The organism is Microcystis sp. LE19-84.1B, from assembly GCF_027531875.1.
In the GTDB taxonomy this organism is placed as follows: Bacteria; Cyanobacteriota; Cyanobacteriia; order Cyanobacteriales; family Microcystaceae; genus Microcystis; species Microcystis panniformis.
This window is the reverse complement of the sequence record NZ_JAPZSR010000159.1, coordinates 1-13,092: the sequence shown is the minus strand read 5'-3', so window position 1 is coordinate 13,092 and position 13,092 is coordinate 1. Positions and strand designations below refer to the sequence as shown.

Sequence of the window (13,092 nt, the reverse complement as noted above, 5' to 3'; positions counted from 1 at the left end):
TGGCGGTGAGCAGGGTGGGGATCATGATGACACCGAACCAACCGACATAAAGACGGTTGTTGGTGCTGGTAATCCACTGGCAGAACTGCTCCCACAGGGAAGCGCTCTCGCGCTGTTGTAGAGTGGTGGTCATTGGTTTATGATTCCTATTAAGTTATCGAGGTACGATTGATTGATGATGTTTCTATCTTAGAGAGTTTGTAACGGTTTGTAAAGGGGTTTGACGATATTGTTACTTATAACATTGATAAGCTGGGGTTATGCTAAGTCTATAGGGTTTCCTGACCGAGTTTTCCTTTTGGGGAGTACGTCGTCAGGGGCCGATGTTAAATCAGGTCATACTTCATGTTTATGAAAAAAACCTAGATATCGAACTCAGGTTAGACTAAAAAGGGAAGTTTAATCATAATGGCGGTTGTCCTGACTATGGTAGAAAAAGTTCGTAAAACCGAGGCGGAATGGCAGGCCCAGCTAACTCCCGAACAGTTCCAAGTTACTCGCAAAAAGGGAACAGAACGGGCGTTTACGGGTAAATATCACGATAATAAGGACAAAGGTATTTACAAATGTGTCTGCTGTGGTACGGAGTTATTTACTTCTGACAGCAAGTATGATTCGGGTACTGGTTGGCCGAGTTTCTGGACTGCTGCTAACGAGACTAATATTAAGTACGAACGAGATGTTAGTTTTTTCATGGTGCGGACAGAGATTGTTTGCGCCACCTGTGATGCTCATCTTGGTCACGTTTTTAACGATGGTCCACCCCCGACGGGAAAACGCTATTGTCTCAACTCTGCCGCTTTGCAGTTTGAAAAAAATCCCTAAAGCAAAAAGAGGTCTGGAAAGACCTCTTTTTTTTTCAGTTCTAGTGGCAGCCAATTACAGTAAACCTGTATTAGTTCCTGGTTTGCCGGTAGCCAACTGCACTTTGACAATTTTGCCGCCCATTTTCATGATGCGTTGTTGCTCACGAAACCAATTATCGTAGGGAACGAGTTTGGTGAAATAGGTATTTTGTAATTCCCGTTGTGTCCGAATGCGGCTTTGGCTAGGAACACAAGCGGTGATTTTGAACATCCGCATGGATTGATTTCTCCTAATCGCTGAAAAACTTGTCGCTCAAACTAACGAAGGCCTTTTTCCTAAAATAACAAAGGTCGGGAGTCAAGGATCAATACTAGCTCGTCAAAACCTATCTTGGACAGATTCAGCCTTTAAAGACCTAGCACTCATCCTCGGCTTCCCGAACCTATTTTGTCCGAGTTCGTTACTTCTAGCTTAAGCCAGAGCTAATGTAGTCGAAGTAAATCCCCATTTCTTTACCTGCGTCAGCACCAACTAAACTAGCGGTGACTTCTTTCATCGCTTGGATAGCTTGAACGGTGGAGGAGATGGGTACACCTAAAGAGTTATAGGTTTCTTTCAGTCCATTGAGAACGCGCTCGTCGAGGATAGAAGGATCTCCAGCTAACATAGCATAGGTAGCATAACGGAGATAGTAGTCGAGGTCACGGATACAAGCGGCGTAACGACGGGTGGTGTACATATTGCCACCGGGACGGGTTACGTCAGAGTATAACAGGGACTTAGCCACAGCTTCTTTAACGATGCCGGCAGCGTTGGCACTAATGACACTAGCGGCACGCACGCGCAGTTCACCGGTGGCGAAATAGCTTTTCAGTTTGCCGAGAGCATTAGAGTCAAGGTATTTGCCTTGAACGTCAGAAGAGTTGATAACAGAAGTAATTGCGTCTTGCATGGTGGTTCTTCCTTGGGTTTTGCTTAATCTTAAGAGGTTTACGGGGGGTGTGTCTAGAACAATTCACAAAGGAGTTATTCTACGACATAGAGCCGATCACGTAATCGAAGTAGGAAGAAGCTTCAGAAGCATCGTCAGAAGACATAAGACCGGTAGCAACTTCTTTCATTTCGCGAACGCTTTGAGCTACGGCACCGATGTCGGTTCCTAAAGATTTGTACATTTCACGCACACCGACTAAACCGATTTCTTCAATCGGGGTGACATCACCAGCAACTACTCCGTAGGTGATTAAACGTAGGTAGTAGTCCATGTCACGCAGACAGGTGGCGGTCATTTCTTCGCCGTAAGCGTTGCCACCGGGGGAAACGATGTCAGGACGTTTTTGGAATAAGCGATCGCCAGCTTGCTTGACGATGGTTTCGCGAGCGCCGGTTAGGGTTTCAGCGATGCGTAAACGAGCGGCACCACTGGTAACGAAGGCTTTAATTCTGTCTAGTTCGCCGGGGCTGAGGTAACGAGCTTCAGCATCAGCATTCACGATCGATTTCGTGACGATACTCATTGATGGATTCCTCCCAACTAAGTGAGATTAATAAACTTAATCTGACATTTTATAGCAGTTGTGGTCACTATGCTCAAGTTATCTCGTTTCCGCCTTAGCGTCTCAAGACTTCCCTAGCTAGAGCGACCTAACGCAACTATTTTGCGGCATCTGGTTCACCTTCTCACTATTTTCGTAATACTTTTTAACATTTGCCCTAAGAAGGGAGCGCCGGAGTGGGGAAGTGGGGAAGTGGGGAAGTGGGGTGTGGGGAAGTGGGGAAGTGGGGAAGTGGGGAAGTGAAGCATTTGGCTGAAATTTCCCTAAACCCCTAAATCCCTATCACCCCATCACCCTATCTATCGACTCCTATCTCCTGACTCCTGACGACTGATTTAACCTAGCCAATTAATTGCCCCTTTAATCCAGTCTTCTTGCTGAGTATTTTTACTAAATAAAGCATCTTGACTGAGGACTGCGATAGCTCGATCGATCTCCTCTTGGCTGTATCCTAAAGCTAAAAGGGTCATCTGCACATCTTCGAGGATTTCCGCTGCCGGTAGTATTGCCGTGGTTGTCGTCGTCGCTTCTTTTAGCTGTCGCCATGCTGCCAATTTAGTTTTTAACTCTAAAGCGATTCTTTCTGCTGTTTTTAAGCCGACTCCGGGGGTTTTGCTCAAAATTTTGGTATTTCCTGTCACTATCGCCACCAAAAGTTCCTCAATCCCCAAGGTATCGATTAAAGCTAGGGCTAATTGCGCCCCAACCCCATTGACGGAAAGCAGTTGACGAAACAGATCTCGCTCTGGGGCGGTGCCGAAACCGTACAATAAAGGCTGCTCCTCGCGAAGGAGTAGGTGAGTAAAAATCTGACGACTATCATTGTTATCTTTGTCGATGTCTAGGGCTAATCGCGAGGGAATTTGGATTTCGTAACCGATCTGGTTTACGTCTAAAATCAAGATCAGTCGGTTATTGGGGGTTTTGATCACCTCGATCGCTTGTCCCCGTAAATAATTAATCATTGATTTAATTCTCCTACGAAAATAACCGAACAACAGTGATGACGGTTTTTACTCCCTGAAGGAATGCCGGGGAGATTTTCATTTTTGTTACAATTGTTAACAGAAGTGAATGGCGCAATTGATAAACTAATTTTCTTGGCGTTAGTCCCCCATAATTGGAGAAGATACAAAATGAATGGCAACATTAGAGTCGGGAATCTCTTTGGAATTCCCTTTTATATTAATCCTTCTTGGTTCTTTGTTCTGGGGTTAATTACCTTAACCTATGGGGGAGATTTAAGTCAGTTTCCCCAGTTAACGGGAATTATGCCCTGGCTCTTGGGATTTTTTGCCGCTATTCTCCTATTTGCTTCCGTGGTTGCCCATGAATTAGGTCATAGTTTTGTTGCCATCGCCCAAGGTATTGAAGTCAAATCAATTACCCTCTTTTTATTCGGTGGTTTGGCAACTCTCGGCAGAGAATCGAAAACTCCTCTAGAAGCTTTTCTAGTGGCAATTGCTGGCCCTTTAGTTAGTTTACTGCTCTTTGGTATCTTCCTAATTATTGGTTCCAATATTAGTTTAAATGCGCCCATGGCGGCGATTCTTTCTCTCCTTGCCTATATCAACCTCGCCCTAGGGCTATTTAACCTGATCCCCGGTTTACCTTTAGATGGTGGTAATATCCTTAAAGCTATCGTTTGGCAAGTAACGGGCAATCCCAATAAAGGAGTTTTATTCGCTAGTCGTTTCGGTCAATTTTTTGGTTGGTTAGCGATTGTCATCGGTGCGCTATCAATTCTCGGAATCAGTCAATTTGGCAGTTTTTGGACGCTATTAATTGGCATTTTCCTCCTACAAAATGCTGGCTTTTCCGCCCAATCAGCTAAGGTTCAAGATTTCCTAAGTCGCTACAGTGCTAAAGATGTTATCTCTCCTAATAGTCCTGTAGTTCCGATTAATTTAACCCTGCGCGAGTTTGCTAATAATTATGTTATCGGTAAACAACAATGGTCTAAATTCCTAGTTACCGATAGCGAAGGTAAACTATTAGGGGTGATTAATGTAGAGGAGCTAAAAACGATTCCCACTTCCCAATGGACAGAGGTAAATATCGGCCGGTTATTACAAACTAGCGAAAGTCTCAAACTGGTTTTGTCTCATACTTCCCTCCTAGATGTGGTGAAAATTTTGGAAGGAGAAAATTTATCTCAAGTGACAGTGGTAGAGGAAAACGGCAGGGTTTTGGGGTTAATTGAGAAAGCTTCTATCCTTACTTTTCTCGCCCAAGAAACCCAAAGTCAAACCGCTTAATCAGTTATCAGTTATCAGTTATCAGTTATCAGTTATCAGTGAGCAGTGAGCAGTGAGCAGTTATCAGTGAGCAGTTATCAATTATCAGTTATCAGCTAGAATCAGTTAGGTAAATGTAGTTTTTACCTCAATATTATTGCATAATGTTCTTTAGTATCTACTGACTATACTAACTGTCGCATTGCTTGCCACAATTGCTCGTATTCTTGCTCGGTTGCTGGCGATAAAGGGTTTAAAAAATCGCTTTTTTTGATCGCTTCTGGATTGACAAGTAAAGGATTATTTTTAATATCTGAGGGAATTTGGTCGGGATTTTCAGTGAGAACTAGGGGTGATAATCCAGAGGTAAATAAAGAAATTTTAGTGGCGGATTCTGGTTGCCAACAAAAATCAATCCATTGCTCCACAAGAGAATTAGGAGTAGTTAAAACTGGTTTTACCCAGACATCTGACCAGAGAGAAGTGCCGGATTTGGGGACAACAACTTTAATTTTATTATAGCGATCGCTCACTGGTAAAATATCATTAGACCAACCCACAGACAGCCAGACATCACCGAGTATCAGGGGTTGTAAATAATATTGAGAACTATAAAATCTTACCCGTTTTTGTAAAGCGAATAGCTGGTCTTTTAGTCCCATTACTTGTTTTAAATCACTAGAATTATAAGAATAACCCAATTTTTTTAGGGTTAAACCGATGACTTCCCGACGATTATCAATTAGGGCAATTTTACCGGTTAATTCCGGTCGCCATAGATCAGACCAATCCTGTGGCCGCCAGTCAAATTGAGCGAATTTTTCCTCATTATAGGCAATTACTGTCATTCCCCAACGGTAGGGCGCAGCCCAGACTTTTCCCTCTGTTTGCGGTTGTCCTTGGGCATTGCGAGTCATATTTTCTTGCCAACGGGGGGGCAGTTTTGACCAATTAGAGAGTTGAGAAGTATCTAGGGGTTGAATTAAACCGTTGCTAATCGCTTTTCCTAGCCAAGCATCCCCTAGGGTGACTAAATTACCTATCGCTGGGTTTTGTTCCCTAAAAGGGATAGGAAACGAAAATTGTGAGGTTGGTTGCTCCTGATTTTTTAACCATTTTTCCAACAATTTTAATAGCTCTTTCAGCTGCCTTTCCGACTGAAAATTGACTTTTTTTTCGGCAATAGTTTTCTGAAAATCTGTTAGTAATCGCGGCGGAATCGAACTGGACAGGATAAAAATGCTCGGCTCGCCGCTTCCGGAAGCGCAGCCACTTAAACCCCCCGCTAAGGCGATTGTACCTAATCCTTGCAAAAAAGAACGTCTATTTAACATATCGCCCGCCGATTCCCAACTTCAACAGTAATAATTGCCAGTTTCTAGCCTTGAATTATTATAGGACGATTTTTAACAAAATGTAAACTAGGGAGTTTTGCCGCTACCGATTTCAGCCATAGAGAGGCTTTGTTGTTAACTTTTATGGTAGAAAACTCTGATTTTGTCCTAGTTAAAGCTAGGATAGAAGGAGTAAGCTAAGGGGAGAGGTTATAAGACTATGTCAAACAATCATGATCGAGATTTCCATTATTCTTGTCGTTGTGGAAAAGCCAATTTTCAGTCTGTAAAACATCGATCGGGTATTTTATTAATCGGGGGAGCGGAAGGAGGTAAATTAGGAGAAGATCAAGCGACCACATGGTTATTAAATCGAGCTAAAGGCGGTAATTACTTAGTGTTGCGCTTTGGCGATCTTGGTGGTCAAGCTGATTGGATTTGCGACAATTATCCCTCCCTGATCGGCTCGGCAGCGGAACTATCAATTGATAGTCGTGAAGGGGCGAATCATCCTGATGTTATCGAATATATTCGTAATGCCGATATCCTTTTTTTTGCCGGTGGTGATCAAAATCAATACGAGGATTTGTGGGAAAGCACAAAGGTGGAAACAGCGATCAATTATCTGATCAACGACAAAAAAGTTCCCGTGGCGGGAACCAGCGCAGGAATGGCTATTCTGGGGGATTTTTACTATGCGCCTACTCACGAAGGAGTACTGAGTTCAGAAATATTAAATAATCCCTTTCACTTCAACACCAAAGACTTCTATCGGAGTGATTTTATTCGGGTTCCTTTTCTCAAAAAAGTCGTGACAGATACCCATTTGGATCGACTCAATCAAGATCATCCCGAAACAAGATATGGTCGCCTTTTTGGTTTTTTAGCCCGCAATGTCCACGATAATCACAATCAACTACCTGCCTACGCTATCGGTTTAGAAGAAGGTGCTTTTCTGGCGATCGATGAGCATGGTATCGCCAAAGTCTATGGTAACGGCACCGATAAGGGACAAGATGCCTATTTTCTGCAAACTAACGGGACTCTACCCGAACAGATAGAGCCGGATCGACCTTTAATCTGGAATAATAACGGTCAAGCGGTGAAAGTCTATCGCATCGCAGGAACTCCCTCCGGCAGCGGTAAATTTGACCTCAAGGATTGGTCTAGTGCTGCTGGCGGTCGCTGGGAATATTGGTACACTAAAGGGGGAATAGCTGGGTTTAAGCGGGTTCCGGTAGCCTGAAGGTCATTTTTGTCAAAAAAGTGATTTCTATGGGTGTTAGGATTAATTTTGAGGCAATAAGGAGAGTTTTTTGAGCTATGACCCCTGAATTAATCACTTTTGGTCGGTATCTCGCGGGTGAATTTGAAAATCAACGGCAAGCGCAAGCGGAACCGGTGTGGTACGTTCACCTGCGTTTATGGTTGCGTCCGCTGCTTTTATTTCGAGAAGACAGCATCGCTCTTTTTGCCGAACAGGCCAGTATCATCAATTTAGACCAACCCTACCGACCGCGACTGTGGCGATTAACGCGCTCGGAATCGGGAGGGTTAGAGGTTAGGCACTATATGTTTAATGACCTGAAATCCGTGCAAGGTGCGGGCAAAAATCCCGATATTTTGCGAAAAATTAGCTTAGAAGACCTAACTTTCCTGCCTACTTGCACTTTAGCAGTCCAAGTCCATACTCTCCCTGATAATCAATACCAGTTTATCGCCCAACCGCAACCGGAACAGCGCTGTCAATTCACCTATGAGGGTACAACCTATCAGGTGGCTTTAGGTTTCGAGGTGACGAGTCATAGCCTAAAAACCTACGATAAAGGTCTAGATCCCGGCACTGGTAAGGGAATTTGGGGCGCTCTGCTCGGTCCCTATCAATACGAGAAAAAACGGGATTTTTCGGCAGAATTGGAGGTGTGAGGAAGATTGCATCACATTAGGTCAAAATGACGGCAGATAACACCGCAAACAGCCGCTAAAGCGGTAATTCCTAAAGCTGTACCGATGTCTTGTCCTTGATTGACAGCAAAGGAAGTGACGATTCCCGCACCTAAACCGGCTGTGATTGCCGCTCCGAGAAAATCTTTATCTGAGTTTTTATACATAGAGATAAGGCCAAATTTCGACAAAATCGTGTTTTTTACCTTATCATCCTCTTTTGAGCAACTAATCACCTGGGGGCGGAATTGCAATCAAGCTTTAGATTTAGCCACGTTTCTTAACATTAAGTTGGGTAGGATAGATAGGGGGTAAAATCGATGAAACTAGCTAAAATCTCTTTTTCTGGCTTTTTAACGCTGATTATCTCCCTTTTGCTAATACTGAGTTTTGTTAATGCCAGCAAGGCACAATCGGATACGGCGGTAAGATCGGAGTTAATTAGTCTCCGCAATCGAGTCGAGCGCCTTGAAAGTCAGGTCCGAGGAATCACCATCCGCGGGGAAAATGCCGCTCCCATTCCCCAACGGCGATCGGGAACGGGTATAGTAAATGGGGAAGTAGTCGGGGAAACTGACCCACTGTTCCAGCGTTTGGCCACTTTAGTAATTGAATTAAAGGAAGATTTAAAAAAGCTGGAGCAACGGGTGCAAATCTTAGAAAAAGAAACCGTTAGCCAGAAATCGTAGTCAATTGATGCTATAACGATCGAAAGTTAAATTGATTTCAACTATGCAGTTAATTGATTATGTAATTGTGCTGCTTTATCTAGCAGGAACCCTAATAATCGGGATTATAGCCGAGAAAAAAGCTTCTCAAGGTCTAGAATCCTACTTTTTAGGTAATCGCAATTTGCCTTGGTGGATGTTAGGGGTGTCGGGAATGGCAGCTAACACCGATTTAGCGGGAACTATGGTCATTTCTGCTCTAATTTACGCCGTCGGACCCAAAGGACTATTTATCGAAATCCGCGGCGGTGTTGTCCTAATTATGGCCTTTCTCATGGCTTTTATGGGCAAATGGAATCGCCGCGCCCAAGTTATGACCATGGCGGAATGGATGCAGTTTCGCTTTGGACCGGGAAAACAGGGGAATTTTGCCCGAATTATTAGTGCCGTCGCCACTCTCTTATTCTCTATCGGTGCGATGAGTTATTTCTCCGTTGCGGGGGGGAAATTTTTAGGGCAGTTTCTGGGTATGGATGATCGTCTTGCTTCGGTGATATTAATTCTTTTAACCTTGATTTATACGGTGGCCAGTGGTTTTTATGGTGGGGTAATTACCGATTTATTTCAAGGGTTTCTGATTTTTGTGGCGGTAATTTATGTATCGGCAGTGGCCTTTTTTACCGTTAATCTTCCCGATAGTTTCACGGTAGCAATTCCGGGGGCAACGGAGCCAAAAACTTGGAATTTAAGCGACTGGTCTAGTATTTTCCCCTCCCTGACTTTGGATTTACCCGGAGATTATGCCATCTTTAATTTGTTTGGTGGGGTGATTTTCTTTTATTTAGTTAAAACCATCATCGAAGGTTGCAGCGGCAGCGGTGGTTATATGCTACAACGATATCTAGCCGCCAAAAGCGATCGAGATGCCGGTTTATTATCTTTATTCTGGATTATTCTGCTTTCTTTCCGTTGGCCCCTAGTCACAGCTTTTGCGGTTTTAGGTATTCATTACGGTTTAACCGAAGGCACGATTACAGATCCAGAAAGAATTTTGGCCACGGTGATTACTCAATATATTCCTGTGGGGATGAAAGGGTTATTAATTGCTTCTTTTTTAGCGGCAGCTATGTCCACTTTTAACGCAGTTATTAACGCTAGTGCTGCCTATTGGGTAAAAGATATCTATCAAGCTTTTTTGAAACCGAATGCGGGAGAACAGGAGTTAGTTTTTCAAGGTCGTTTAGCCTCGGTTTTTGTGGTCGTAATTGGCTTAGTTTTGAGTTTTAATATCGAAAATGTCAATGATATTTGGGGTTGGTTAACCACTGGATTAGGGGTGGGATTAGCAGTTCCTCTCCTATTACGTTGGTATTGGTGGCGCTTTAATGGTTATGGTTTTGCCGTGGGAACTTTATCGGGAATGGTTGCGGCTATTGCCTCACAAGCGATAATTTTACCTTTCTTTCGTCACAGTCAATATCAGGAACTTATTCTCTTTCTTGTGCCGAGTTTGTTCGCTTTAGCTGGCTGTATTATCGCTACTTTGTTAACTCCTCCCACCGATAGTTTAGTCATGGAAAATTTCTATAATGTTACCCGGCCTTTTGGCTTTTGGGGAGAAGTCCGTCACAGTGTTAAACCTAACCTACAGGCAAAAATTAAAGCGGAAAATCAACGGGATATCATCGCCGCTTTTCTCACTGTTCCTTGGCAATTAGTCCTCTTTATGATGGGGATTGTTTTAATCATTAAGCAGTGGCAAAGTTTTAAGATTTTGGCTTTGGTTTTTCTTTTGCTTTCCATCGGTCTCTATTTTACTTGGTATCGACATTTATCTAAGGAAATTACCGTCACTAAAGACCGAGATTTAGGTTAATCAGTTATCAGTTATCAGTTATGAGTAAGATCTCGTTCCCAGGTTCTACCTGGGAACGCTCTCTTCAGGTTCTACCTGAATACTATTTTAAGGCAGAGCCTTAGATATTGTGTTCCAAGGCTCTGCCTTGGAACAAGGGAAACTCGCAATCCAAAATCCAAAATCCAAAATCCAAAATCTAAAATCCCAAAAAGAGTGGAGGAGCGGGTATCATTTCTCCACGAAAATCTAGTGATTGCACTAGAATTAAATAAGCGATCACGATCATGATCGCTCCAGTAATGATCGCAACCAGTTTTCCTCGATTTATAAAAAATCCCTCAACTGATATAGTCTTATTGTACTAATGCCAGACAATAACATCATCGCGATCAAAGCGAACTTTCTTCAACAGTTGATATTTGTCTTCTAAGGAGCGATAGCCGAGAGCCACTGCTGCTACTGCTGCATAGCCGCTACCTTCTAATTGCAGAATACGATCATAAGCGGCTGGCTCGATTCCTTCTAGTGGACAAGCATCAATATCGAGCAAGGCGGCGGTTTCCATCAGCATTCCCATCGCAATATAACTCTGTCGCTGAGACCACCATTGAACAATTGCTGAGCGTGGCCCATTAACTAAATCTGACACCATCAGATTCTTATAATTCTCCAGAGAAGCGACATCTAATTCTCGAACTTGACCTATTTTTGCGACGAATTTCTCGACATATGCTACTTCAATTTTGGTAAGAGTAGCAAGTACCACATAGTGGGAGCAATCCTCTACTTGAGTTTGATTCCAACTGACCGGAGTAAGCGCCGCACGAATTTTTGGATCTTGAACGACAATAAATTTCCAGGGTTGCAAACCATATGAAGAAGGAGCCAGTCTCAAGCTTTCTTCTAAGACAAACCAATCTGCTTCAGAAATTTTTTTAGACGGGTCAAATTTTTTGACAGCGTATCTCCACTGAAGCTTTTCTAAAATTTCTTGAGGTTGAATCGTCATTGTATCTCCTGGGTGGTTGATCGCTGGAATCTATTTTAAATTCTCTCAAAATCTGCAAAAAAAAAGCAAAATTTTGCCGTCAATTGTTAAGTTTGGTTAAGAAAAATAGCAAGAGCGGCAAGGAATAGAAATCCCTTACCGTTGACTTTGGCCGGACTCACCACTTCTTATAGGGTAAAAACTTACCCGACATGGTAATTTTAACGCGATCGCCTTTAGGGTCTTCCTCCTTATCCACGTCGAGGGTAAAATCGATCGCACTCATAATACCATCGCCGAATTTTTCATGAATCACCGATTTTAGGGGCATTCCATACACCTGCATGATCTCATAGAAACGATAAATCAGGGGGTCAGTGGGGACAACCGGACCCAATCCCTTGACAGGATACTCGGTTAAGGATGGGATGATTTCGGTTCCCAGTCCCAAAGCTGCCACAATTTTCGTTGCTTCCTCTGGGGAGGCGCTCGCTTGCCGGTAAAAAACAGCGGCAATCCACACCTCATCTCGTCCTAGAATCGCTTCTAGGTCAGCGAAACTCAGGCCTTTTTCCTTCTTCGCTTCCAATAGTTTTGCAGTAATTTCGGGTATCATCGCTTATTTTTGCAGAATTTGTCTGCTTCTAGTTTACCTGAACATCAATTATATAAGTAAAAGTTATGACATTGATAAAAAAACATTTCTTAAAACCCCTTTACATAACTATAAAAACCCGATATTATTAATTCATGTCAAACAAAGAACCTTGACAATTAAATACATACAGAAATTATCCAACCATGACTACAACTCTACAACAGCGCGAGAGCGCTTCCCTGTGGGAGCAGTTCTGCCAGTGGATCACCAGCACCAACAACCGTCTTTATGTCGGTTGGTTCGGTGTGATCATGATCCCCACCCTGCTCACCGCCACCACCTGCTTCATCATCGCCTTTATCGCCGCTCCTCCTGTAGATATCGACGGTATCCGCGAGCCTGTAGCTGGTTCCCTACTTTACGGAAACAACATCATCTCTGGTGCGGTTGTTCCCTCCTCCAACGCGATTGGACTCCACTTCTACCCCATCTGGGAAGCAGCTTCCTTAGATGAATGGTTATACAACGGTGGTCCCTACCAGTTAGTCATTTTCCACTTCTTACTAGGTGTCTTCTGTTACCTCGGTCGTCAGTGGGAACTGTCTTTCCGTTTAGGAATGCGTCCTTGGATTTGTGTTGCTTACTCTGCACCTGTATCCGCCGCCACTGCTGTATTCTTAATCTACCCCATCGGACAAGGTTCCTTCTCTGATGGTATGCCTTTAGGAATCTCTGGAACCTTCAACTTTATGTTCGTGTTCCAAGCAGAACATAACATCCTGATGCACCCCTTCCATATGTTAGGTGTGGCTGGTGTGTTCGGCGGTTCCTTGTTCAGTGCCATGCACGGTTCTCTGGTAACTTCTTCTTTAGTGCGTGAAACCACTGAAATCGAATCTCAGAACTACGGTTACAAATTCGGTCAAGAAGAAGAAACCTACAATATCGTTGCCGCTCACGGTTACTTCGGACGTTTAATCTTCCAATACGCTTCTTTCAACAATAGCCGTTCTCTGCACTTCTTCTTGGGTGCATGGCCGGTAATCGGTATCTGGTTTACGGCAATGGGTGTTAGCACCATGGCGTTTAACCTCAATGGTTT

General features: G+C 43.5%; 15 protein-coding genes and 1 pseudogene. 7 read left to right on the top strand and 9 right to left on the bottom strand.

What is annotated here, in order from left to right:
* Positions 1-133, bottom strand: a pseudogene (locus tag O9324_RS09925) (photosystem II q(b) protein); the annotation flags it as partial.
* Between the two features lie 275 nt (positions 134-408).
* Here O9324_RS09925 and msrB point away from each other — a divergent pair.
* Positions 409-825, top strand: a complete 417-nt coding sequence (gene msrB, locus O9324_RS09920; protein WP_185240975.1) for a peptide-methionine (R)-S-oxide reductase MsrB — start codon at positions 409-411, stop codon at positions 823-825.
* A 54-nt stretch (positions 826-879) separates the two neighbouring features.
* Here the strand turns inward: msrB and O9324_RS09915 are convergent, their stop codons facing one another.
* The 4 genes from O9324_RS09915 to ruvA all read right to left on the bottom strand — a co-directional run bounded on the left by O9324_RS09915 (position 880) and on the right by ruvA (position 3,328).
* Positions 880-1,083, bottom strand: a complete 204-nt coding sequence (locus tag O9324_RS09915) for a phycobilisome linker polypeptide (RefSeq protein ID WP_002739162.1) — start codon at positions 1,081-1,083, stop codon at positions 880-882.
* A gap of 190 nt (positions 1,084-1,273) precedes the next feature.
* The gene (gene apcB / locus O9324_RS09910) at positions 1,274-1,759 is read right to left on the bottom strand and encodes an allophycocyanin subunit beta (RefSeq protein ID WP_002758327.1); all 486 of its coding nucleotides are present in this window, start codon (positions 1,757-1,759) and stop codon (positions 1,274-1,276) included.
* A gap of 79 nt (positions 1,760-1,838) precedes the next feature.
* On the bottom strand, positions 1,839-2,324 hold the full coding sequence (apcA, locus tag O9324_RS09905; protein ID WP_002744263.1) for an allophycocyanin subunit alpha: 486 nt from the start codon (positions 2,322-2,324) through the stop codon (positions 1,839-1,841).
* A 374-nt stretch (positions 2,325-2,698) separates the two neighbouring features.
* Positions 2,699-3,328, bottom strand: coding sequence for a Holliday junction branch migration protein RuvA (gene ruvA, locus O9324_RS09900; protein WP_288140095.1), 630 nt, complete (start codon positions 3,326-3,328; stop codon positions 2,699-2,701).
* A 63-nt stretch (positions 3,329-3,391) separates the two neighbouring features.
* On the opposite strand from ruvA, the gene O9324_RS09895 reads away from it, so the two are divergent.
* The gene (locus O9324_RS09895) at positions 3,392-4,621 is read left to right on the top strand and encodes a site-2 protease family protein (protein ID WP_287628054.1); all 1,230 of its coding nucleotides are present in this window, start codon (positions 3,392-3,394) and stop codon (positions 4,619-4,621) included.
* 164 nt (positions 4,622-4,785) lie between these two features.
* Here O9324_RS09895 and O9324_RS09890 read toward each other — a convergent pair whose 3' ends face one another.
* Complete coding sequence (locus O9324_RS09890) at positions 4,786-5,934, bottom strand: substrate-binding domain-containing protein (protein WP_288140094.1); 1,149 nt, start codon at positions 5,932-5,934, stop codon at positions 4,786-4,788.
* Positions 5,935-6,154: 220 nt separating this feature from the next.
* Between O9324_RS09890 and O9324_RS09885 the strand changes: the two genes are divergently transcribed.
* On the top strand, positions 6,155-7,180 hold the full coding sequence (locus tag O9324_RS09885) for a cyanophycinase (protein ID WP_288140093.1): 1,026 nt from the start codon (positions 6,155-6,157) through the stop codon (positions 7,178-7,180).
* Positions 7,181-7,257: 77 nt separating this feature from the next.
* Positions 7,258-7,860 carry a chromophore lyase CpcT/CpeT gene (locus O9324_RS09880; RefSeq protein WP_002788325.1) on the top strand — a complete coding sequence of 201 codons (603 nt, stop codon included), beginning with the start codon at positions 7,258-7,260 and terminating at the stop codon, positions 7,858-7,860.
* An 11-nt stretch (positions 7,861-7,871) separates the two neighbouring features.
* Here the strand turns inward: O9324_RS09880 and O9324_RS09875 are convergent, their stop codons facing one another.
* The gene (locus O9324_RS09875) at positions 7,872-8,045 is read right to left on the bottom strand and encodes a hypothetical protein (protein ID WP_002739017.1); all 174 of its coding nucleotides are present in this window, start codon (positions 8,043-8,045) and stop codon (positions 7,872-7,874) included.
* A 153-nt stretch (positions 8,046-8,198) separates the two neighbouring features.
* Here O9324_RS09875 and O9324_RS09870 point away from each other — a divergent pair, with 153 nt between their 5' ends.
* Together O9324_RS09870 and O9324_RS09865 are read left to right on the top strand one after the other, a co-directional pair.
* Complete coding sequence (locus O9324_RS09870) at positions 8,199-8,567, top strand: hypothetical protein (protein ID WP_002764847.1); 369 nt, start codon at positions 8,199-8,201, stop codon at positions 8,565-8,567.
* Between the two features lie 43 nt (positions 8,568-8,610).
* Positions 8,611-10,422 carry a sodium:solute symporter family protein gene (locus O9324_RS09865; RefSeq protein WP_002764849.1) on the top strand — a complete coding sequence of 604 codons (1,812 nt, stop codon included), beginning with the start codon at positions 8,611-8,613 and terminating at the stop codon, positions 10,420-10,422.
* 343 nt (positions 10,423-10,765) lie between these two features.
* Here the strand turns inward: O9324_RS09865 and O9324_RS09860 are convergent, their stop codons facing one another.
* Positions 10,766-11,413, bottom strand: a complete 648-nt coding sequence (locus O9324_RS09860) for an NAD(P)H-dependent oxidoreductase (protein WP_185240983.1) — start codon at positions 11,411-11,413, stop codon at positions 10,766-10,768.
* A 157-nt stretch (positions 11,414-11,570) separates the two neighbouring features.
* Positions 11,571-12,008, bottom strand: coding sequence for a cyanase (gene cynS, locus O9324_RS09855; RefSeq protein WP_061430355.1), 438 nt, complete (start codon positions 12,006-12,008; stop codon positions 11,571-11,573).
* Between the two features lie 185 nt (positions 12,009-12,193).
* Here cynS and psbA point away from each other — a divergent pair.
* The coding region (gene psbA / locus O9324_RS09850) for a photosystem II q(b) protein (RefSeq protein WP_288140092.1) at positions 12,194-13,092 on the top strand (899 nt) is incomplete at its 3' end.

Bases quoted from the DNA above. Each gene is read 5' to 3' on its own strand.
- msrB (WP_185240975.1), top strand. From the start codon at position 409: ATGGCGGTTGTCCTGACTATGGTAGAAAAAGTTCGTAAAACCGAGGCG.
- O9324_RS09890 (WP_288140094.1), bottom strand. From the start codon at position 5,934: ATGTTAAATAGACGTTCTTTTTTGCAAGGATTAGGTACAATCGCCTTA.
- O9324_RS09870 (WP_002764847.1), top strand. From the start codon at position 8,199: ATGAAACTAGCTAAAATCTCTTTTTCTGGCTTTTTAACGCTGATTATC.
- O9324_RS09885 (WP_288140093.1), top strand. From the start codon at position 6,155: ATGTCAAACAATCATGATCGAGATTTCCATTATTCTTGTCGTTGTGGA.
- O9324_RS09875 (WP_002739017.1), bottom strand. From the start codon at position 8,045: ATGTATAAAAACTCAGATAAAGATTTTCTCGGAGCGGCAATCACAGCC.
- cynS (WP_061430355.1), bottom strand. From the start codon at position 12,008: ATGATACCCGAAATTACTGCAAAACTATTGGAAGCGAAGAAGGAAAAA.
- apcB (WP_002758327.1), bottom strand. From the start codon at position 1,759: ATGCAAGACGCAATTACTTCTGTTATCAACTCTTCTGACGTTCAAGGC.
- O9324_RS09860 (WP_185240983.1), bottom strand. From the start codon at position 11,413: ATGACGATTCAACCTCAAGAAATTTTAGAAAAGCTTCAGTGGAGATAC.
- O9324_RS09915 (WP_002739162.1), bottom strand. From the start codon at position 1,083: ATGCGGATGTTCAAAATCACCGCTTGTGTTCCTAGCCAAAGCCGCATT.
- O9324_RS09880 (WP_002788325.1), top strand. From the start codon at position 7,258: ATGACCCCTGAATTAATCACTTTTGGTCGGTATCTCGCGGGTGAATTT.
- O9324_RS09895 (WP_287628054.1), top strand. From the start codon at position 3,392: ATGCCGGGGAGATTTTCATTTTTGTTACAATTGTTAACAGAAGTGAAT.
- apcA (WP_002744263.1), bottom strand. From the start codon at position 2,324: ATGAGTATCGTCACGAAATCGATCGTGAATGCTGATGCTGAAGCTCGT.
- O9324_RS09865 (WP_002764849.1), top strand. From the start codon at position 8,611: ATGCAGTTAATTGATTATGTAATTGTGCTGCTTTATCTAGCAGGAACC.
- ruvA (WP_288140095.1), bottom strand. From the start codon at position 3,328: ATGATTAATTATTTACGGGGACAAGCGATCGAGGTGATCAAAACCCCC.